The organism is Pseudoalteromonas sp. G5_S1_54_S4 (assembly GCF_054968565.1).
Genome location: NZ_JBQKUL010000043.1, coordinates 15,931 through 37,661 on the forward strand (window position 1 = coordinate 15,931; position 21,731 = coordinate 37,661).

The window sequence follows — 21,731 nt, forward strand, 5'->3', positions numbered from 1 at the left end:
TAAATTTTAATTTGTTGTATCAGCTAGCTCTGGCACTTCTTGGCCTCGGCGAGCGTAAAAATCGTGTACAAATGTCTCTAGTTGACCTTCGCTAATAGCATTACGCAAACCTTCCATAACACGTTGATAGTATCGTAAGTTATGGATAGTGTTTAGTCGTGCACCCAAAATTTCGTTACATTTGTCTAAATGATGCAAATAAGCACGCGAATAATTGTTACAGGTATGGCAATCACACTCTGGATCAAGTGGGCCAGTATCTGTTTTATGCACTGCGTTACGGATTTTTATGATGCCAGTAGTAATAAATAAGTGACCGTTACGTGCATTGCGCGTTGGCATTACACAGTCAAACATATCTATGCCACGGCGAACCGATTCAACTAGATCTTCTGGCTTGCCAACACCCATTAGGTATCGCGGTTTGTTTTCTGGCATTTTATAAGCACAATGATCAAGAATATTAATCATTTCATGTTTAGGCTCACCCACCGATAAACCACCGAGTGCATAACCATCAAAACCAATCTCTTCAAGGCCTGCTTGTGATTGTGCACGAAGCTCAGGATACATACCGCCTTGAATAATACCAAACAATGCTGATGGGTTGTCGCCATGCCCTTCTTTTGAACGCTTAGCCCAACGAAGAGAAAGCTCCATAGAGTCTTTGGCTTCTTTTTCGGTGGCAGGATATGGCGTACATTCGTCAAATATCATCACGATATCTGAGCCAAGATCACGCTGCACTTCCATTGACTTTTCTGGCGACATCATAATTTGGTCACCATTTACAGGCGATTGGAACATCACGCCTTCTTCAGTGATTTTACGCATTGCACCAAGGCTAAATACTTGGAAACCGCCTGAGTCAGTTAAAATTGGGAAGTCCCAATTCATAAAGTCGTGTAAATCACCATGCTGTTTAATGATTTCAGTACCAGGGCGCAACATTAAGTGAAATGTATTGCCCAAACAAATTTGTGCACCCGTTGCTTTTACTTCATCAGGTGTCATACCCTTAACCGTGCCGTAAGTACCTACAGGCATAAACGCCGGTGTTTCTATTACACCTCGGTCAAAAATCAAGCGGCCGCGGCGCGCTTTACCATCAGTGCAGTCTAATTCAAATTTCATAATATCCTCTGTGTCGGAAAAACAGTCCAACAAGCTATAATTTAACCGCTCGATTCTACCCTTTTTACCACCCTATTACTATTAGCAGTGAGAAATTCACTATGCTTAGGAGTAAAATAAAAACCGATAACGCTGTAAATTATTTACGGGTCAAAAACATCGCATCGCCATAGCTAAAAAAGCGATACTGTTGTTCAATCGCCGTATTGTAAGCGCCCATAATGTTGTCTTGCCCTGCAAAGGCACTAACTAACATGATCAGAGTTGATTCGGGTAAATGGAAGTTAGTTACCATGGCATCAACAACGTTAAATTGATAACCCGGAAAAATAAAGATATCGGTATCGCCAAAGTAAGTATCTAGCTTGCCGCCATGTATTTTTGCTGCAGACTCAAGTGAGCGTACTGAAGTTGTACCTATAGCAATTACTCGCCCGCCTTTGGCTTTGGTGCTTGCAACCGCATCAACCACATCTTGTGGCACTTCAATATATTCAGAGTGCATGATGTGCTCATCAACACTCTCAACTCTTACAGGCTGAAAGGTGCCAGCACCAACGTGCAAGGTTACAAACGCCATTTGCACGCCTTTATCTTTGAGCGCAGCCATGAGTTTATCGTCAAAATGAAGACCTGCCGTAGGTGCAGCAACAGCGCCTGGCTTTTCGCCATATACCGTTTGGTAACGCTCACGGTCGGCTTCGTTATCTGGGCGGTCAATATAAGGAGGAAGCGGCATGTGGCCCACATCATTTAAAATATCGAGCACATTTTCATTGCGGTCAAACTCAAGCTCAAATAAGGTATCATGGCGTGCCACCATAATAGCTTTTGCTTTGCCCTCTAAAATGAGTACATTACCTGGCTTTGGGGATTTACTCGCACGAATATGCGCAAGTACGCGGTGTTCGTCTAATACGCGTTCAACGAGTACCTCAACTTTACCACCAGACTCTTTTTGACCAAACATACGCGCAGGTATAACCTTGGTATTATTAAAAACCAGTAAATCGTTTTCGTTTACAAGCTCAAGTATGTCACTAAATATTTTATGCTCAATCTCACCAGTTGGCCCGTTTAGGCTCAATAAACGGCTACTCGTTCTATCTGCTTTAGGAAAACGAGCAATTAATTCATCAGGTAAGTCAAAGCTAAAATCAGCTACGCGCATTGTTAGAATTCCACATCATTTAAAATCGCGCCAAGTGTATACCCAAACCACCTCAAAATGCGAGTTTCAGTTGGAATTAAAAGCGATTTAGGCAAGGCATTGATTGCAAATAATAGTGGTTCTATTATTAATATCAATAACGCAGTATAAATCGCTTTTAAACCAACCCGTGGGCGTTTCACAGGGGCATACTCTCATCGTTGCTACTTCTTGAAAGGGACTACCATTACTGCAAAGTATCGCCTTGATATTAAGCCCCTGTGAAGCGCTGAATTCTGCATTTTGAGGTGGTTTGGGTATTTAACTATTACTAATGAAGCTCAAGATATCCCACATATTCCCCCTAATTAGCCACCAATGAACTACATTTAAAATAGCGGTTAAATACGCTTGTTCTTATCGCTAAATATCATTACTCTTACTGTTTTATGATCTGCATCTCTCGGAGTGGTACCTACGTGGCAAAACAGCTTAAATTGCTAATATTGAATGCAAGTAATGATGAGCGCCAGACTATTCGTGCCACGTTAGAGAGGCTTAATGTGTTTGAGTTCATTGAAGCATCAGACAGCCAAGACGCCCTAAAAATATTAAAAAATCAAAGCGTAAATATAATCATAACCGGCTTAGACGTAGGTAAAATTGATGGTTGGCGGTTTTCCCGTATGATCCGCTCTGGATTACTAAACACGCCTAAAAATACGCCTATTTTGCTAATTCCGCCGATTTATTGTGAGCGTATCGCCGAAACTACCGCACGTAGCTATGGCATAGATGCGGTACTGCCTTTTGAGCGCCAAGATATTCTGCCGCAAATACTCGCAAATGTGTTGTCGAGCCATTTAGAAAAAAGTAGTCGCTTAAACCTGTTGTTATTAGAACCCTTTGCCAGCAGAGCAAACGACATGAGTGAGCAATTAAAACTTAACTTTGCTATCACCCATGTTACAACTGAGAAAGCGGCGCTAAGTGCTTATAATCAGCAGCCTTTTGCTATCGTGCTACTGGATGCCACAGCGGCACAAGCAGAAAGCTCAAATCAATTAGTCGAAAAAATTCTGCAGCATAACCCTCAGCAAGCCATTGTTACTATTATTGATAAAAACGATGCCGATTACGCCGAGCAGTTATTACTTTCAGGCGTTACCGACTTTATTCGCGCCCCTTACGACCCCTCATTTTTAAATAAAGTCTGTGACCACGCAGCTCGTCGTGAAGACTTTATGGTCAGCTATGCTGAGTTTGCCAATAAAGTGCAGCAATTAAGTATTAGTGAAGTAAAGTATCGCGACCTGTTTTCAGCACATCAACGTATTTTATTGCACCTAAATACCGTGGTGCTTGAGCTAGACCAGCAAGGCAATATTCGCTTTATAAACCCTGCATGGGAGTCTTTGAGTGGTTTTGGGGTTAAATCGACCTTGAAACAGCCATTAACTGCATTTTGTACCAAAGAGTATAAACAGTCGTTACAATCCACTATTGATGACATTTTACAAGGTGGCGCAAATAAACAAAAAATAGAAGTTAAACTGCAACAAAAAAACGGCAATTCGGTGTGGGTTGAATGCCGCCTCCAGCTAATAAAAAATAGCAGTAATAACGCGACCATTACCGCCACACTCGATAATATTCATGAGCGTAAGCAAGCTGAGCTTCAATTACGCCATTTAGCATTGCATGACACGTTAACCGGCCTACATAATCGTTATTACTTTGACCAACAACTTAACTATATTTGCCAAAGCGAAAATACCTATGCAAATATTGAGCATGCGCTTATTTATATCGATCTTGATCACTTTAAAATAATCAACGACAGTAAAGGCCACCAACAAGGCGATATTGTTTTAAAAGAAGTGGCACAACTGTTTATTGCCAATATTAGTAATGAGCACCTGATCTGCCGTGTGGGTGGCGATGAGTTTGCGGTGATCCTTAAAAACACCAATTTATTAGATGCACATTTAATTGCAGAGGGGATTTGTAGTGCCATTGAGGGCAACCAATTTAAGTCAGAAGATCAAGTGTATTCAATTAGCTGCTCTATTGGCTTAACACAAATTACTGCTGATAATTGCGACCCAAATGAATGTTTAAAGCAATCAGATATTGCGTTATATATTGCTAAAAATTTAGGCCGTAACTTAGTACATTGTTATTCAAAACAAGATGGTGAAAACAATGCGCTGCAAACGGGCTTAGAATGGGGTCATGGCGTACGCCAAGCTCTACAACAAGACAGTATAGAACTTCATTATCAACCCATTTGGGATTTTAAAACTAATCAGGTTGCTTACTTTGAAGTACTACTGAGATTAAAGCTCGACGACGAACTTATTTACCCAAATCAGTTTATTCCCTCATTGGAAATGCTTAACGACACCTTTTTAATGGATCAATGTGTTATTCGTAACAGTATTGCAAGTGTTGCTGCGCACCCAGAGCTTCTTCAGGTTGCAATAAATTTATCGGCACAGTCATTTTTAGATGAGCGTTTACTGCCGTTAATAGAGTCGAGCCTCGAAAAATATCAAGTGCCTCCGTCAAAAATTATTTTTGAAATAACCGAATCGGCTAGCATTAATAATTTGGCTGCCACTCGTAAAATGATTGAACGGTTAAATAATTTAGGCTGCCACTTTTCGATTGATGACTTTGGTACCGGATTTAGTACCTTTAATTATCTTAAACAATTACCAGCCCAACATGTAAAAATTGACGGCTCATTTGTCCGCGATATGCTTAACGACTCCATTGATTTAGCGCTAGTAAAAGCCATAAATGACATCAGTCGGTCACTAGATAAGCGCTCTGTGGCTGAATATGTGGAAACCGCTGAAGTATTTTTTGCACTCAAAGAAATAGGCGTAGACTACGGGCAAGGCTATTTTATTGCTCGCCCTGTCCCTATCGACAAGGTACTGATTGAATTAGAAAAAATAAAGAACAACCCTATTTTTTATCAAGATACCCTCACATCACTATAAACATTAATAAACAAATTTAAGCAATTTATTACTACCAAAATTGCCCATCTAACCTATACTTTGCTTATCGGCAGCACAATGTCATGAAAATTAAGTGATTACCTTGATTTTACATGACATCTTTATTTCTTATCGTCTAGATGTCTATACTCTTAAAGATGGACATTTGGTCATAAGGAGGATGTTTATGACGCAACTAATCACGTTATTATTGTTTATACACTTTGCTATTGCGCTTCAATGTTACAAGTATGCTCAGATTAAAGGCTACCCTGTAAAAACCTTTACAGTGCTTGGACTGGTGCCTTACTTCAATGTTGTTGTGTGGGTTTACTTATTGTTTTTACCGCCTCTAGAGAGCTACCATGGCCAGCACAAGCAGCCACTTTAATTCCCTGTGTTATTGAGCGTATTACCTCTAATACGCTTTTTTTTACGTTACTTAAAATCAACACTGCACTGCTTTTTCAAAAAGACCTCTAACTGTTGGCTAAACAATTTAAAGTCACGAATCCGCCCCGTTGTTTTGCGCCACAGTACACCAATATCACGATAGGCATCACCTTGTGATGGCGTAGCAAGCATGTTTTTGTTTTCTAAAATACCCGCGTTAATCGCCATTTGCGGTAAAAAAGTCACGCCAAGTTTATACTCAACCATACTCAATAAAGTATGTAAGCTAGCTGCCTCAAAGGGATTTATACAGCTAGAGCGGTTTAAATGGCACGCACTGAGCGCATGCCCTGTCATACAGTGCTCTCGCTCAAGTAAAAATACACTCGCTTCTGGTAGTAAATTAAAGTCTTTAATGCCTTTAGCTGGTGTGTAGTCTTTATGGTGCACTAAGCTAAAATGATCTTGTGCAAGTACTTGAGTATGAAATTTATCGGTTTCGTAGGGCAGCGCTAATAGTGCCAAGTCAATTTGCCCATGCTCTAACTTATCAAGTAGCTTGTCGCTGGTATCCTCCACTAAAACTAACTCTAAGTCAGCAAACGTTTGCTGACAAAAGTGATAAAGAGGCGCTGCAATAAAGCTCGCAATCGTGGGAATAACACCGACCGTTAATGTGCCGCTAAGCGGCGTTAAAAAGCTTTTGGTAAGCTCTTTTAAGCTAATAGTGTCGTTAATAATTTTTCTTGAACGCTCAACAACCTCTTCACCAATAGTGGTAAACATAAGGCTGCGATTTTCTCGTTCTATAAGCTGACACCCTAAGGTCTCTTCTAAATTTTGAATTGCGGTGCTCAGCGTTGACTGGCCAATAAAGCAGGCACTTGCTGCGCGGCCAAAATGTTGATGCTGATGCACAGCTAATAAATACTGTAGCTGCTTTATACTAGGGAGATTGGTCATTTTTCTTTCCACAAATAAAAAGACCCCAACACCAAGGGCGTTGAGATCTTTTCAAGCTAAAAGTCTTTTAAGTACTTTTTATTAAACCCCAAAAGCGGTTCTTAGTACGTAGAAAATAACAATAGCAAGGGCAGCACCAACTGGCAATGTAATTACCCAAGAAACTACAATATTTCTTATTACACCCATATTAAGTGCGGCAATACCACGTGCCATTCCTACACCCAACACGGCACCCACTAGGGTCTGTGTAGTTGAGATAGGTAAGCCTGTGCCCGATGCAATAACAACGGTAGATGCAGCGGCTAATTCAGCAGCAAAACCACGGCTTGGTGTTAAATGTGTAATTCCTTCACCAATGGTTTTAATTACTTTTTTGCCTAAAATAGCAAGACCGGCAACAATGCCTAAACCACCCAGTGGTAATATCCACCAAGCAATAGCCGCTTTCTTCGCAATTTCACCGTTATTTTCAACAATGTTTACAACAGCAGCTAGTGGTCCAATTGCGTTAGCAACATCATTAGAACCATGAGCAAATGCCATACAACAGGCTGTTAACACCATAAGTACTGCAAACACTTTTTCTACATTGTTAAACTGCATTTCTCTATCCGCTTTAGGATCGATATTTAAACGAGAAATCGCAATTTTACCAATAACAGCAACTAGTACCGCTATACCTATAGAAATAGCAAAACCTTCAAAGGTACCTAAATTAATACCAATGTGCTTTAAGCCTTTTTTAATGGTCACAAGTGCCATAATAAAGCCAGCTAAACCCATGTATATTGGTACAAAGCGCTTGGCATTTTTAAGTGGAGCGTCTGTATCAAATATCAGCTTTTGCGCACTCATAAATATTAAGTACGCTATAAAACCTGATATCGCCGGCGTTACAATCCAGCTACCTACGATACCGGCAACCTTACCCCATTGAATAGCCTCTGTGCCTACTGCAACCAGAGCAAAGCCAATAATAGCGCCAATGATTGAATGAGTCGTCGATACCGGCCAGCCTAAAAACGAGGCCATTAATAACCAACTGCCCGCGGCAAATAAAGAGGCGATCATACCTAAAATCATCAATTCAGGAATGTCGGCAAATGGGGCCGCATCAATAATCCCTTTACGAATTGTTGATGTTACTTCACCACCGGCTAAATAAGCACCTGCAAACTCAAAAATCATCGCGATAAAAATCGCTTGTTTAATGGTAAGTGCTTTTGAACCTACTGATGTACCCATCGCGTTGGCAACGTCATTTGCGCCAATACCATAAGCCATAAAAAAGCCGACTGCTGCGGCAATTAAAATTAATACCGTGCCGTAAGATGCAATGATATCCATTGTGTAACCTTAATCTTTCGTGTTTGAACTGATTTTAAATTAACGAGCTAACATCAGCTCAAGACGTGATCCTACGCGCTCTGCAATATCTGCAAGCTCGCCAACCCATTCAATGATTTTGTATAAAAACATTACATCTACTGGATTTAGCTCACTTTCTACTTTACGTAGTTGGCGGCGTATTCTAATTTGCATTTCATCCGTGTCTTGTTCTATGGCATCCAATTCTACGAGCATTTTTTCAACCAGAGTAACTTCTCTGCCTTTAAAGCCCGTTTCTAACAATTCTTCTAATTCATTAATCGCTTTAGATGCTTGTTTTGTTGCATCAACACAACGAGTTACATACGCCAAAAAGTCTTCTTGAATCTCTTTTGGTATGATCATCTCACGACCAATTACACGCCCAGCAATGTCTTTTGCCTTATTAGCAATTTTATCTTGTTGGGTTACTAATTCGAGAAGGTCTGTACGCTCTACCGGCATGAATAATCCGCCAGGTAGTTGTAAGCGTATAGTTCTTTTCATTTCATCGGCTTCACGTTCTAAATTACGAATAGTTAAACGTAGCTCTTCAGCTTGTTGCCATTCTTCTTTAAAAACATGATTAAAAAAAGGTATCAAACTTTCGCTTGCTTGATGCGCTTTTCTGATGTGTTCTTCTATTGGTTTTATAGGTGATTTTGCAAAAACACCTAAAAAATTTGTTGGCATAACTGACCCTTTAATCAATTCAATATGCTGTTCAGCGTGAATTTTACAGCATTAAGCTAGATTGTGAACGCTTTTTCTCATTCAATTATTTACAAAAAATAAAAAAGGCAGTGTATTACTGCCTTTCTTATTTTCTAGTTATTCGTATCACTACAGTGATTTTTCAATATCTTCTTGAGATGTATGACGAATATCTTTACCGTTTACAAAATAAATGACATATTCAGCGATGTTTTGACAACGATCACCGATACGCTCTAATGAGCGAACAGACCATACTAAATCCATGATTTTTGGAATTGAGCGCGGATCTTCCATCATGTACGTCATTATTTGACGGGTGATAGCTTCATACTCTCTATCTACTTTAGCATCCTCTTTATGCACTTCAAATGCACGTTGCACATCCATACGTGCAAATGCATCTAAAACGTCATGCAGCATTTTAGATACTTGGCGACCCATATTTTCAATATTTACTAATAAATCTTGTTGATCCTTAGTAAATGAGTCTAGTGCAACTTTAGCAATTCGCTTAGCTTCATCACCAATTCTTTCTAAATCAGCAATGGTTTTTGCTATTGCAATTACTAAACGTAAATCACTGGCTGCCGGTTGGCGCTTAGCAATAATACGGGTGCAATCTTCATCAATACTGACTTCCATTGCATTAACTTTGTAGTCGTTTTCACGTACTTTTTGTGCCAATACCGCATCGTTTTTGCTAACTGCATCAAGCGCGCTATTAAGTTGTTGCTCAACCAACCCACCCATACTCAGTACATGGTTTCGCACATCTTCTAACTCTTGGTTAAAACGACCAGAAATATGTTTATTAATGTTGTGTTCCATAATGACCTTCTTTAATAATTCATTGTTTTAGCGTTTTAACCCGACTAGCCGTAGCGTCCGGTAATATAATCTTCAGTTTTTTTCTTCGTTGGTGTGGTAAATAAGGTATTGGTATCTGAATACTCAATGAGCTCACCCATATACATAAACGCGGTTTGATCAGATACCCGCGCTGCTTGTTGCATGTTATGAGTAACAATAACCACAGTAAATTTATTCTTTAAATCATTAATTAGTTCTTCAATCACTAAAGTTGAAATCGGGTCGAGTGCTGATGTTGGTTCATCAAGTAATAATACTTCTGGCTCTATCGCAATTGAGCGAGCAATAACTAAACGCTGCTGCTGACCACCTGATAAACCAAATGCGCTATCGTGAAGTCTGTCTTTTACTTCATCCCAAAGAGCCGCACCACGTAGCGATTGCTCTACCACTTCATCAAGCTTACGCTTTTCTTTAATCCCTTGCAGGCGAAGACCGTAAACCACATTCTCGTAGATTGATTTAGGAAACGGGTTTGGACGCTGAAACACCATGCCAACATTACGACGAAGCGCAGCAACATCTACGCTTTTGTCGTAAATATTTTGCCCGTGCAGCATTATTTCGCCTTCTATGCGACAAATATCAACCAAGTCATTCATACGGTTAATACAACGCAGCAAAGTTGACTTACCACAACCCGACGGACCGATAAATGCCGTTACTTGGCCTTTCGGAATGTTCATATTTACTTTACTCAGTGCTTGTTTATCACCGTAGTAAAGGTCGAGATCTTTAATTTCTAGCGCTTTTTGTTCGTCTGTTAAATTATTTAAATCTAACTTCAAGCTTGGCTTTGCTTGGTTTACTTTTGGAGCGACTGTAATCATGTTTGTTACCTATACTAAATTAATGCTCAAGCGATCTGAATTTTTCACGTAAATGGTTGCGTATACCAATGGCGGTGATGTTAAGGGTAATAATAACCGACACTAACAAAAAGGCCGTTGCATATACCAGCGGACGCGCCGCTTCAACGTTAGGGCTTTGAAAGCCAACATCGTAAATATGAAAACCTAAGTGCATGAACTTTCTATCTAAGTGTATGTAAGGGAAGTTACCATCAAGCGGCAACGTTGGTGCCATTTTTACCACACCCACCAGCATAAGCGGTGCAACTTCACCCGCAGCACGAGCAACCGCTAAAATTAACCCCGTCATAATAGCAGGGCTGGCCATAGGAATAATGATTCGCCATAACGTTTCTACCTTAGTCGCGCCCAGTGCTAATGAACCATCACGTACTGTGCTTGGAATACGAGATAAACCTTCCTCGGTTGACACAATTACCACAGGCAGAGTTAATATAGCCAAGGTGAGTGCCGACCACATCACACCGGGTGTACCAAATACAGGCGTAGGCGATGACTCTGGGTAAAATAGTTGGTCAACACTGCCACCTACCATATACACAAAGAAACCTAGACCGAATACACCATATACAATTGACGGAACACCCGCTAAGTTAATAACCGCAATACGGATCATTTTAGTAATTGCGTTTTTAGCTGCATATTCATGCAAATAAATGGCGGCAACCACACCAAATGGCGTCACAATCACAGCCATTAACATCACCATGAATACCGTACCAAAGATAGCAGGAAATACACCGCCTTCGGTATTGGCTTCACGTGGGTCATCTGAAACAAACTTGCCTAACTGCACAAAGTAATGGCCTAGTTTAGCAAAAAAGCCCATATCGTTTGGAAACCATACATCCAACACTTGATAAAGCGGGATAGTAACAATCTCACCACGCATATCTTTCACAGTTACTTGGTCACGCTTAGCTTGGTTACGCAGTGCAAATAACTCTTTTTCAAGCTCACCATATTGCGCACGTAAATCAGCACGGGCTTGAGCAAGTTCAGCTACGCGCTCATCAGTTAGCTCGTTATCAAGCAAATAGGCTTTTTCCTGCAAACGTAAACGCTCTAACTCGTAGTTTATATGACCAATATCACCATTTTGTAAATCCAGTGCTTCGTCATTTAAGTCAACCGCACGCTCTACAAGATCATGTAATGTTTCAACTTTATCTGTAGTTATTGTTTCACCGTCTTTGATTACTGATTCTACATAACCGTAAAAGTTACCGTTTTTGCTACGCTCAAATACCGCGAGTGCTTTTGGTGCTGAGCTTTGTGTAATATCAGTTTCAAGTATCCAGCGAAAGTCTAAATCTACATACTCACGGTTACCGGTTTTAATTAGTAAACGCTCAACCTCGTCTTTTTCAAATTTAGAAACATCAATACCGGTTGCCGCTAAACGCGACTTAGGTACTAATTCACGGTCGTAAATTTCACCAATAACGGTTTGTTTAGTAATCGAGCCTTCAAGCTCATATTGCATAACTTGAGATGGCCAAAAAAAGCTTAATCCCTTCCATGCAATCATGGCGAGTAAACCAATTACTGAAATTAAACTGATGCTGACGGCACCACCGGTCATCCAAATCCAAGGAGAACCAGACCTAAACCACTGCTTTACCATGTCGTGTTTCTCCACTTACATTGAGCTATATTTTTCACGCAGCTGCTGACGAACAAATTCAGCAACGGTGTTGAAAATAAAGGTAAATATGAATAATACAAAGGCGGCTAAGAATAGAATTCGATAATGCGAACTCCCCACTTCCGACTCTGGCATTTCGACGGCAATATTAGCGGCTAAGGTACGCATACCTTGGAAAATACTCCAATCCATAATCGGCGTATTACCGGTTGCCATCAGTACAATCATGGTTTCGCCTACGGCGCGACCTAACCCCATCATGACCGCAGAGAAAATACCTGGGCTAGCCGTAAGTAACACCACGCGAATTAGCGTTTGCCACTGCGTTGCACCTAATGCTAACGATCCATTGGATAAATGCTTAGGAACGCTGAATACCGCATCTTCCGCAATTGAGAAGATAGTAGGAATAACCGCAAAGCCCATCGCAATACCAACCACAAGCGAGTTACGCTGATCGAAAGTCATACCAAGCTCATTGGTTAAGTATTGACGCACATTGCCATCAAACATCCACAGTTCAATACTTTCGCTCATCGCAAATGACAACCAACCAATAAATAACACCACAGGAATTAATAAAATTGAATGTGAGCCTTCAGGAATTTTATGGCGAATAGCTGCAGGTAATTTAGTCCAACCTAAAGCGGTTGCTAAAATACCTAATGGCAGTAATACGAGTAAGCCAACAATAGCCGGCAGGTGCTCTTCAATTAAAGGCGCTAACCACAAGCCAGCTAAAAAGCCGAGTATTACCGTTGGCAAAGCTTCCATTATTTCAACGGTCGGCTTAACTACGCGACGTAATTCGCTCGACATAAAGTAAGCGGTGTAAATAGCGGCTGAAATAGCAATAGGCACAGCAAATAACATTGCATACATAGCAGCCTTTAAAGTACCAAATGAAATTGGTACCAGTGAGAACTTAGATTCAAAATCATCACTTGCAGACGTTGATTGCCAAATATAACCCGGCTCAGGGTAACCCTCGTACCATACTTCTTGCCAAAGCGCTGACCACGTTACTTCTGGGTGTTCGTTATGAATTTCTAATACCGTTAGCTTGTTATCAGCCAAAATCAATGCCGCATTTGAACGCGGAGCAATAGCAAACTGTTCAATTGCACCTTCACTGACTTTACCTTGCCACAACTTTGCTTCACTGGTTGTGTAATAAACACCTAGCTCACCATTTTGACCCGTTGTAAAAAAGGTACGGCGGTAGAATTCAGTAAAAACATTGAGCTTACTTTGCTTAGTGGTTTCAAACGAACGAATTTTTTGAAACTCGCGACCTGAGTCAGTGTTTACTTCAAACCACTGCGATATTTCACCATTATCATTGGCCAACATCAGGGAGTTAGCACCAGCTAATAATTGTGATGACACAATATTAGCGTTTTCTTCGTTGGCAGATAATAATTGGATTTGCTCTACTTCACTTGGGTAGCGAGTATCGAATACGTAAATTTGATTAGCAGAGCGAACAAATGTGCGGGTGGTATCCGGCGACATTAATAACTCATCTACGCGACCATCAACGTTCAATTCGGTACGTTCAACTTGCCATTCGACTTCACCGGTAAACATATTTTCTTCGGCTACAAAGCTGCTAAATACCACACGTTTATCGGCGGTAAGTGCCACAACGGCTGTTTTGTCCTCATAATGGCTAAAGGCAAAACGCTTAATAGCAGCACCTTGTTCATCAACTTCTAACGCCATCTCACCCAATGGATAACCTAAACGCGGGCTTAATTTACGTTCATTATTAGGGAAGGTGACTAAAAACTTAGGCGCAACAATAGTCACGGTGCCATTTTCTAAGCCATACGCATAATGACCTTGAAAAGGAGCACTATTTGCAAAGCTGGTTACCTTCGCAGGTAAAGTGGCATTAAGTGTTTTTAGTTTTTTACCAAAGTTTGCTTTATCAACACTATAGAAGTTAACTTGGCCTTGATTATCAAGTAAGTAAGCAACCTCAGTTTGCTCTTCAACACCAAGCCCAACTATTTGCTCAGCATTAGCAACATTAAAGCTAGCGCGCTTTTCAACTTTAGCTGACTCGAAAATAGGCTGCACTACATAAAGAAGGTAAAAAAAGATCAATAGCAGTGCTATTAATACCATTATACCGCCTGCGGTTATGCCAAACTTAGCAAACCGGTCTTTAAATAGACGGCTTCGATCCGTATTAAAAGTCGGTTTATTCGGATTTGAAGTCATCAAAACACCCTTATATCTTAACGTTGGGCGCATTATATTTCATCAAAGTGACAGTAATGTTACAGTCGTAATAATTCTTTACTGGAACCACAAAATAATATTAAAGTATTATTTTATTAAATAATTGTATTTATTTATGTGTTATTAATAAACTAAATCAATTATTAATTGGACAAACTATTTATCCAAGACAATACTCAATGGGCATCTAATATAACAATAATAAAGTAACCTATTAAGATATAACAATCCTTTTGTGGTTAGCTTTTACATACATTAAGAATCACATACATTAGATCGCATCACTTAATGCCTATGCATTTATTTTTTCATTTGGGCTTAAAAAGAGAACTATTATGAAGCAGTTGGTAATAACCATTTTAGGGGAAGATCGCCCCGGTTTAGTAGAAAGTATTTCATCGGTTATATTGGAAAACCACGGTAATTGGTTAAGCAGTAATTTAAGTCATTTGCTTGGCCACTTTGCTGGCATTATACAAGTTGAGGTGGCTGAAGAGCATTTACAGGCATTTCAAGATGCGCTTAATGGGCTTCCTAAATTAGATGTTCGTATTGAAAAAGGCAACACCGAAATTGAGCCTGTTGAACTCGAGCAGCTTAATTTTGTGATCACCGGGAACGATCGCCCCGGTATAGTCCAGGAGTTGGCAAGTGTTATTCGTCATAAAGGCGCTAATATTACGAACTTAAACTCAAGGCAGCAAAGTGCGCCAAACTGGGGGGTGCCAATTTTTAGTGCCGTTGCCACCGTCAGCCTGCCTAATGGGCTTAACAAAGACGAAGTAATTAACGCTCTTGAGTCAATTACGAGTGACTTAGTGGTTGATGTAGAGCAAAGTTAAATGTGCTCTATTATTTTACACACGAAAAAGGCGCTTATTACAGCGCCTTTTTTATGCGTAACACTTGTTGCTACATATCTGCATGACGATTAATGCTTTGTATCATTTGCTTTAATCCTTGCTCTTCAAGTTGCAACAGCTCACTTAGTTTTTCTTGAGCCTCAGGTGATTGTGCTTTATCAGCCAAATAACTATATGCGTTCAATACTTTTTGATGCTGCTTTGATAAGTATTCTTGAATTACTTGCTCATCTAATTGGTTACTGCGATCTAAATCAGTAAAGTTAATAATTTCTGAGTGCTCTGAAAAATATTCATAACAATACGTATCTAATGTGTTTATTTGCGTGATGGCTTTAAAGCCAATTAAATCCTCAGCGAGCTTTTTTTCATACTCAACACAATAATCAATTAGCTGTTTGTTATGCTCCCCGAGTAGGTCCTTTACACTAAAAAAATTAGCGGCCATTTGTGTGTGAAATTGAACGGTCCAATCGAACACTTCTTGGATTGTTTTAACTTGCATGTGCGTTCCTTACTATTTAACCCTAATGATTAAATAGATGCGTGAATCATGCCAATAAAAAACACAATAAAATCAGCAGGTAAAGTAAAGATGGGTAACTTGCACTGATTTTTTACAGTACAAGTTACACAACCAGTGTAAAAATTATAGGTTTCGCTTTCGCCATAATAAATACACAGCAGGCAATACCAGCAATGTTAAAACAATGGCGCTAAACATACCGCCAACCATGGGGGCGGCTATTCGACTCATTACTTCACTCCCCGTGCCTGTGCCATATAAAACAGGTAACAGGCCAATCACTATGGTTGCTACCGTCATCATTACCGGGCGAACGCGCAAACCGGCGCCTTCTAATATGGCATGCTTAAGCTGCTCAATACTCATGCTTTTTCCTAATTGAGAGGCGGCCTGTACCTGCGCTTTATACGCTTGATTTAAATACACCAACATAATAACGCCTATTTCTACGGCCACCCCAGCAAGGGCAATAAAGCCGACCCCCACAGCAACAGAGAAATTAAAGCCTTCTAAATACATGAGCCAAATACCCCCTATCATCGCCAGTGGTAATGTCGCCATAATAATAAATACTTCAGTGAAGCTTCTAAAATTCAGGTAAAGCAGTACCACAATAATGGCTAAGGTTAACGGCAACACATAACTCAGTTTGGCTTTGGCACGCTCCATGTATTCATATTGCCCTGCCCAAGTTATAGAATACCCTGCGGGTAAAATTAGCTGCTCGTTTAGTAACTGCTGAGCACTTTCTACGTAGCTGCCAATGTCAGTATCTTTAATATCAATAAAGCTCCAACCATTTAAACGGGCATTTTCACTTTTTATGCCAGGAGGGCCATCGCTAATGTATACATCAGCCACGTCGGCAAGTGCAATGCGTTGCCCAGCAGGGGTTACAATAGGCAGCAGCATTAACTCCTCTGGGGAGTCACGGTACGCTTGCGGATAACGAATATTTACTGGGTAGCGCTCTTGACCCTCAACCGTTTCAGTCACATTCATGCCACCAATAGCGGTTGCGACTACTTGTTGCACATCAGCAATATTTAAACTGTAGCGCGCTGCTTTTTCACGGTTAATATCTACCTTAATATAACGCCCACCCGCTACACGCTCTGAGTAAACAGACGCCGTACCGGGAAGATCTTTAAGTAATACCTCTATTTGTTGACCTATTTTTTGAATTTCATTCAAATTAGGGCCCGCGACTTTTATACCCACAGGGGTTTTAATCCCTGTAGCCAGCATATCTATCCGCGTTTTAATTGGCATTACCCAAGCGTTTGTGAGTCCTGGGAGCTTTACTAAAGCATCCAGCTCTTGCTTGAGCTTTTCAGTGGTCATGCCTTCGCGCCACTGCTCCTTAGGCTTAAACTGTATAAAGGTTTCAATCATGGTCAGTGGTGCCGGATCGGTTGCCGTTTCCGCTCGTCCAATTTTACCAAATACGGTTTTTACCTCGGGCACAGTGGCAATCAATTTATCGGTTTGCTGCAATAGCTCGCGCGCTTTACCTATTGAAATTCCTGGGTAAGTAGTCGGCATATACATTAGATCACCTTCATCAAGAGGTGGAATAAATTCACTGCCTATTTTATTTACCGGATAAAAGCCCACTAAAGTGATAATCAGTGCCACTAACAAGGTGCTTTTGGGGAATTTTAAGACTGTGTTTAACAGTGGCTTATAACTATTTACCAGTAAACGGTTAACTGGGTTTTTATTTTCAGATATCACCTTACCCCGAATGAAATAACCCATCAGCACGGGTACTAAGGTAATTGCTAAGCCAGCAGAAGCTGCCATTGCATAGGTTTTTGTGTACGCTAATGGCGCAAACATTCGCCCTTCCTGAGCTTCTAAAATAAATACCGGCATAAAGCTCACGGTAATGATTAATAAGCTAAAAAATAACGCAGGCCCAACTTCACTGGCAGAGTCAATCACCACTTGCCAACGGTTTTCATCTGTTAGCGGTTTTTTCTCCATATGCTTGTGCATGTTTTCAATCATCACAATCGCACCATCAGTCATAGCACCAATCGCAATAGCAATCCCGCCTAATGACATGATATTGGCGTTAATCCCTTGCCAATACATAATAATAAAAGCGGTGAGTATACCTAACGGTAAGGTAATAATAGCCACCAGCGATGAGCGTATATGAAATAAAAACACCACACACACTAAAGCCACTACAATAAGCTCTTCCATTAATTTAGAGGTGAGGTTATCAACTGCGTCTTTTATTAAGTGAGAGCGATCGTACACAGGTACAATTTCAACCCCCTCTGGTAGCCCTTTTTTAAGTGACTCTAATTTAGCTTTAACGAGCTCTATGGTTTTTTGCGCGTTTTCACCAAAGCGCATAACCACTACGCCACCTGCCACCTCGCCTTCGCCGTTAAGCTCGGCAACACCGCGGCGCATTTGCGGACCTAAACGCACATTAGCAACATCACGTAACTGTAGTGCAGTACCGTTAGCGTTTATACCTAAAGGAATGGCTTCTAAATCAGCAACACTTTTTACGTAGCCAGTACTGGTTACCATGTATTCAGCTTCTGCCATCTCAACTACCGATGCACCCATTTCTTGATTGCCTTGCTTAATGGCAGTTTGAATAAGGCTTAGCGGAATACCATAAGCACGAAGCTTATCGGGCTGAACGTTTACTTGGTATTGTTTGACCATGCCGCCTACCGATGCCACTTCGGACACACCGGGTACAGTTTGCAGTTCAAATTTTAAAAACCAATCTTGTAAACTGCGTAATTGGCTGATGTCATGCTTACCTGTGGTATCAGTGAGTGCATATAAATACACCCAGCCAACTCCTGTGGCATCCGGGCCTAGCTCTGCAATTGCCGTATTGGGTAAACGCGCAGATACTTGACTTAAATATTCTTGAACACGACTTCGCGCCCAATATAAATCGGTGTCTTCGTCAAAAATAACGTACACGTAGGAGTCACCAAAAAACGAAAAACCGCGTACTGTTTGCGCCCCTGGTACCGATAACATCGCCGTGGTTATAGGAAATGTGACCTGATCTTGCACTACTTGCGGCGCTTGCCCAGGGTAAGATGTTTTAACAATAACCTGTACATCAGATAAATCGGGTAAGGCATCTACTGGGGTGTTTTTTACAGCATACAAGCCGCCACCAATAAGTATTGCGGTCAGTAACAGTACAAAAAAACGATTAACAACAGACCAGCGAATAATTGCAGTAATCATAACCACTCCTACTCGTGCTGACTGTGCATAGCATGCACAGAAGTCATTGTATGGATCACAAACTCACCTTGCTCAATACTAAAGGTAAATGTAACTTCATCATTTAGCTTAAACGCCTCAATGGTTACATTTTTTGCTAACACAAAGTCCATAGTTGCAGGTCCGCGCCCCCACTTTTCAATCGCCTCACGGCTAATATTCATAACCCGCGTGTTAGGGTCAATGCTGTTGATAACCCCATTCACAGTAGCCATACTTGGGGCACTATCACTCATTGCCATTGTGCTGTGCGAAGGGGCTTGCATACGCTTAAAGTCAGAGCTTTTACTCGACTCTGAATCAATTAAAAACTGCGCAGAAGTAACCACTTCATCTTCAGCCATAACACCTGATAAAATTTCGGTATTAGCCGCATCACTTCGCCCTAAGGTTACTTCAACCGATTTAAAACGCCCCTCCCCAAGCGCAATTACAATGCGGTTTTGGCTACCAGTGCGAATAACCGCTTCTTTAGGCACAATTAACTGCTTTTCAGCTTTTTGGCTATGAATACTGACTTGCGCAAACATATTAGGCTTTAACTGATGGCCTTGGTTATCAAAGCGCAAACGTACTCTTAAAGTACGATTTTTAGCATCTAAAGTAGGGTAAATATAATCCACTTGCCCTTGCCAACTTTGACCACTTAAATAATCGAGTGTCATGGTTACCGGTAAGCCAACACGAATAAGTTCTGCTTGGCGTTCAAATACCTCAGCCTCAACCCACACTTCGTCAAGCTGAGCAATACTCATCATTGATGTATCTGGTTTAACGTAAAACCCTTCACGAATATTAAGCTCATCAACAACGCCACCTTGGCGAGAATAAAAAGTAATATTTTGTAGCACTTGCTGACTTTTTTGTAAGCGTGAAATAAAACCCTCAGACACATTAAGCGATTTTAAACGTGCTTTAGCCGCCCGAATTAACACCGGATTATTGCGCTTTAACGCTAAAACAAACTCTTCTTGGGCATTGACTAATTGCGGTGAATACAAGGTATAAAGTGGCTCATCTTGTTTAACCTGATCGCCTGCTGCCTTCACATATAATGTCTCTACCCAGCCCTCTACCCGCGGATGAATATGAATGAGCTGGTCTTGGTTATACTGTACATAGCCTACCGTGTTGACTTCATTTTCCAGCGCTGCAAACTCCACCGGTGCCGTGCGTACACCTAAGTTATTGATCACGGTAGGTGAAATTTTAACACTGCCGGGGCCTTCATTTACATCACTGTCTGACTCTTCATAAACAGGCACTAAATCCATACCCATAGGTGATAAACCCGGTTCATCACGACGATAATTACTGTCCATTGGTGCCACCCAATAAAGCGGCTCTTTTTTACTACTGGTTTTGTCATTGCTTGGCATAGTGTGCTCAGCTGGCAAGCTCAATAACACCCCGGCCGTCAGCGATGCACTGCATATAGCCACCAATGACAATTTTAAATTAGTATTCATAGGTTAGCTCCTGTTGTGTTAAGTTCTTTAAGCTGGCGTCATCAGCACTGGCGTAATAATTTAACCGTGCAATAATAATTTTTTGATCAACGTGAATATTAAGTGCGTCTATTTTGGCATTTAATTCGCTGATCCGCGCTTGCATCACATCCGAAAAATTACCATCATCGCGGGTGTAGGCATTAAGGGTAGCTTGGGATTGCTCGGCCATTTGCGGCAATAATTTAGTTTTATAGAGCGCTGCTCGCTGACTTAATCGTGTTAGTTGGCTGACTTCCTTAAAGTACATTCCTTTTAGCTTTTTAAGGGCAATTAATTTTTGTGTTTTTGCCTCTTCGCTATCAGCAACAGCGGCATTAACGAGTTGGTCTTGGCGATTATCGGTAAATAGCGGTAAATCTATACTCACTCCAACAGAGAAAAGGTCGGCTCGCGAGCCCCCCATTGGCATATCATCGCGATAACCATATCCCATATTCACACCAATTTGCGGTTTATAGCCTTGCTCAGCCACACTGATTTGAGTTTGCTTTGCCTCTATTGCATTATCAATCGCCATAATAGCGGGGTGCTTTAATAGCAATGCCATTAATTGCTGAAACTCTAATTCCGTGTAGTTTTTTAACGCTGAAACCTGTGAAAAGTCCTCACCAACAGGCTGGCTTAGCATGTCGATGGGCAACCATTGTGTTAACCGCTTTTTAGCACCTTGTAGCTGTTGATCAAGTTGCATTAGTTTATCTTCAAGGCGGATTAGCTCTAATTGCGCACGAATAATATCTTGTTGGCGTGTTTTACCCACCGAGCTTACATAACTTGATTCGGTAATATCGATTAACTGAGTAAACAACGCTTTGTCCTGCTCAATAAGCGCAATAGTTCGCTGCGCTCTGTAAGCATTGAGCCATGACTCGGTCACTGTGGTTTTTACCTGCGCGAGTCTATCTTTACGGAGCCAAGGCTCTGCCGCAGCCGACTGAGACAGTGCCTTTTGCTGCAATGCTAAACTATCGCCCCGGCTTAACGACTGGCTAATTCCTACTTTAAATTGGGTCATATTTTCTTGATCAAAAGCATAACCATTGGTTGGTAGGTTCATTAGTCCTAGCGTGAGTACCGGATCAGGTAAGGTACCTGCGGCAATACTTTTTGCTTCAATTGATGCTTGTTTTTGTTTGCTGGCTTTAAGCCAAGGCTCATGGTTTAAGGCATAGT

Annotated in this window: 16 protein-coding genes; 3 read left to right on the forward strand and 13 right to left on the reverse strand. The window is 41.0% G+C overall.

Annotated features, from left to right (window positions below; all coding sequences use genetic code 11):
- Window positions 1-6: 6 nt before the first annotated feature.
- Window positions 7-1,134 (reverse strand): tRNA guanosine(34) transglycosylase Tgt, encoded by a 1,128-nt coding sequence (tgt, locus tag ACTRWE_RS15025; RefSeq protein ID WP_013465989.1) that lies wholly within the window; start codon window positions 1,132-1,134, stop codon window positions 7-9.
- 139 nt (window positions 1,135-1,273) lie between these two features.
- Window positions 1,274-2,305 (reverse strand): tRNA preQ1(34) S-adenosylmethionine ribosyltransferase-isomerase QueA, encoded by a 1,032-nt coding sequence (gene queA / locus ACTRWE_RS15030; protein ID WP_058155303.1) that lies wholly within the window; start codon window positions 2,303-2,305, stop codon window positions 1,274-1,276.
- A 458-nt stretch (window positions 2,306-2,763) separates the two neighbouring features.
- Between queA and ACTRWE_RS15035 the strand changes: the two genes are divergently transcribed.
- Complete coding sequence (locus tag ACTRWE_RS15035; protein WP_008114824.1) at window positions 2,764-5,295, forward strand: EAL domain-containing protein; 2,532 nt, start codon at window positions 2,764-2,766, stop codon at window positions 5,293-5,295.
- Between the two features lie 187 nt (window positions 5,296-5,482).
- Window positions 5,483-5,686: a hypothetical protein gene (locus ACTRWE_RS15040; RefSeq protein WP_008114823.1), complete on the forward strand. Its 204-nt coding sequence runs from the start codon at window positions 5,483-5,485 to the stop codon at window positions 5,684-5,686.
- Window positions 5,687-5,733: 47 nt separating this feature from the next.
- Here the strand turns inward: ACTRWE_RS15040 and ACTRWE_RS15045 are convergent, their stop codons facing one another.
- The 7 genes from ACTRWE_RS15045 to ACTRWE_RS15075 all read right to left on the reverse strand — a co-directional run bounded on the left by ACTRWE_RS15045 (window position 5,734) and on the right by ACTRWE_RS15075 (window position 14,358).
- Window positions 5,734-6,651 (reverse strand): hydrogen peroxide-inducible genes activator, encoded by a 918-nt coding sequence (locus ACTRWE_RS15045; RefSeq protein ID WP_008114821.1) that lies wholly within the window; start codon window positions 6,649-6,651, stop codon window positions 5,734-5,736.
- Between the two features lie 81 nt (window positions 6,652-6,732).
- Window positions 6,733-8,001, reverse strand: coding sequence for an inorganic phosphate transporter (locus ACTRWE_RS15050; RefSeq protein WP_008114819.1), 1,269 nt, complete (start codon window positions 7,999-8,001; stop codon window positions 6,733-6,735).
- A gap of 39 nt (window positions 8,002-8,040) precedes the next feature.
- Window positions 8,041-8,715: a TIGR00153 family protein gene (locus ACTRWE_RS15055; RefSeq protein ID WP_008114817.1), complete on the reverse strand. Its 675-nt coding sequence runs from the start codon at window positions 8,713-8,715 to the stop codon at window positions 8,041-8,043.
- Between the two features lie 150 nt (window positions 8,716-8,865).
- Window positions 8,866-9,567 carry a phosphate signaling complex protein PhoU gene (gene phoU / locus ACTRWE_RS15060; protein ID WP_008114815.1) on the reverse strand — a complete coding sequence of 234 codons (702 nt, stop codon included), beginning with the start codon at window positions 9,565-9,567 and terminating at the stop codon, window positions 8,866-8,868.
- 44 nt (window positions 9,568-9,611) lie between these two features.
- Window positions 9,612-10,439, reverse strand: coding sequence for a phosphate ABC transporter ATP-binding protein PstB (gene pstB, locus ACTRWE_RS15065; RefSeq protein ID WP_008114812.1), 828 nt, complete (start codon window positions 10,437-10,439; stop codon window positions 9,612-9,614).
- A gap of 19 nt (window positions 10,440-10,458) precedes the next feature.
- Complete coding sequence (gene pstA / locus ACTRWE_RS15070) at window positions 10,459-12,108, reverse strand: phosphate ABC transporter permease PstA (protein ID WP_013465994.1); 1,650 nt, start codon at window positions 12,106-12,108, stop codon at window positions 10,459-10,461.
- A gap of 15 nt (window positions 12,109-12,123) precedes the next feature.
- Window positions 12,124-14,358 carry an ABC transporter permease subunit gene (locus ACTRWE_RS15075; RefSeq protein ID WP_024601956.1) on the reverse strand — a complete coding sequence of 745 codons (2,235 nt, stop codon included), beginning with the start codon at window positions 14,356-14,358 and terminating at the stop codon, window positions 12,124-12,126.
- 356 nt (window positions 14,359-14,714) lie between these two features.
- On the opposite strand from ACTRWE_RS15075, the gene ACTRWE_RS15080 reads away from it, so the two are divergent.
- Window positions 14,715-15,221: a glycine cleavage system transcriptional repressor gene (locus tag ACTRWE_RS15080; protein ID WP_013465996.1), complete on the forward strand. Its 507-nt coding sequence runs from the start codon at window positions 14,715-14,717 to the stop codon at window positions 15,219-15,221.
- A 70-nt stretch (window positions 15,222-15,291) separates the two neighbouring features.
- Here the strand turns inward: ACTRWE_RS15080 and ACTRWE_RS15085 are convergent, their stop codons facing one another.
- From ACTRWE_RS15085 to ACTRWE_RS15100, 4 genes are all read right to left on the reverse strand, one after another.
- Window positions 15,292-15,747 (reverse strand): hypothetical protein, encoded by a 456-nt coding sequence (locus ACTRWE_RS15085; protein WP_024601955.1) that lies wholly within the window; start codon window positions 15,745-15,747, stop codon window positions 15,292-15,294.
- 144 nt (window positions 15,748-15,891) lie between these two features.
- Window positions 15,892-19,008: an efflux RND transporter permease subunit gene (locus ACTRWE_RS15090; RefSeq protein WP_462880251.1), complete on the reverse strand. Its 3,117-nt coding sequence runs from the start codon at window positions 19,006-19,008 to the stop codon at window positions 15,892-15,894.
- A gap of 8 nt (window positions 19,009-19,016) precedes the next feature.
- A complete protein-coding gene (locus ACTRWE_RS15095; RefSeq protein WP_350608538.1) occupies window positions 19,017-20,516 on the reverse strand; it encodes an efflux RND transporter periplasmic adaptor subunit in 1,500 nt (499 codons plus the stop codon).
- Window positions 20,506-21,731 (reverse strand): TolC family protein (locus ACTRWE_RS15100; RefSeq protein WP_462880252.1); only part of this gene is annotated, 1,226 nt, incomplete at its 5' end. The genes ACTRWE_RS15100 and ACTRWE_RS15095, both read right to left, overlap by 11 nt.

Excerpts from the sequence above, each read along its gene's own strand:
- pstA (WP_013465994.1), bottom strand. The coding sequence starts at position 12,108 with ATGGTAAAGCAGTGGTTTAGGTCTGGTTCTCCTTGGATTTGGATGACC.
- ACTRWE_RS15085 (WP_024601955.1), bottom strand. The coding sequence starts at position 15,747 with ATGCAAGTTAAAACAATCCAAGAAGTGTTCGATTGGACCGTTCAATTT.
- ACTRWE_RS15040 (WP_008114823.1), top strand. The coding sequence starts at position 5,483 with ATGACGCAACTAATCACGTTATTATTGTTTATACACTTTGCTATTGCG.
- tgt (WP_013465989.1), bottom strand. The coding sequence starts at position 1,134 with ATGAAATTTGAATTAGACTGCACTGATGGTAAAGCGCGCCGCGGCCGC.
- ACTRWE_RS15045 (WP_008114821.1), bottom strand. The coding sequence starts at position 6,651 with ATGACCAATCTCCCTAGTATAAAGCAGCTACAGTATTTATTAGCTGTG.
- ACTRWE_RS15090 (WP_462880251.1), bottom strand. The coding sequence starts at position 19,008 with ATGATTACTGCAATTATTCGCTGGTCTGTTGTTAATCGTTTTTTTGTA.
- queA (WP_058155303.1), bottom strand. The coding sequence starts at position 2,305 with ATGCGCGTAGCTGATTTTAGCTTTGACTTACCTGATGAATTAATTGCT.
- ACTRWE_RS15055 (WP_008114817.1), bottom strand. The coding sequence starts at position 8,715 with ATGCCAACAAATTTTTTAGGTGTTTTTGCAAAATCACCTATAAAACCA.
- pstB (WP_008114812.1), bottom strand. The coding sequence starts at position 10,439 with ATGATTACAGTCGCTCCAAAAGTAAACCAAGCAAAGCCAAGCTTGAAG.
- ACTRWE_RS15075 (WP_024601956.1), bottom strand. The coding sequence starts at position 14,358 with ATGACTTCAAATCCGAATAAACCGACTTTTAATACGGATCGAAGCCGT.
- ACTRWE_RS15050 (WP_008114819.1), bottom strand. The coding sequence starts at position 8,001 with ATGGATATCATTGCATCTTACGGCACGGTATTAATTTTAATTGCCGCA.
- ACTRWE_RS15095 (WP_350608538.1), bottom strand. The coding sequence starts at position 20,516 with ATGAATACTAATTTAAAATTGTCATTGGTGGCTATATGCAGTGCATCG.
- ACTRWE_RS15080 (WP_013465996.1), top strand. The coding sequence starts at position 14,715 with ATGAAGCAGTTGGTAATAACCATTTTAGGGGAAGATCGCCCCGGTTTA.
- phoU (WP_008114815.1), bottom strand. The coding sequence starts at position 9,567 with ATGGAACACAACATTAATAAACATATTTCTGGTCGTTTTAACCAAGAG.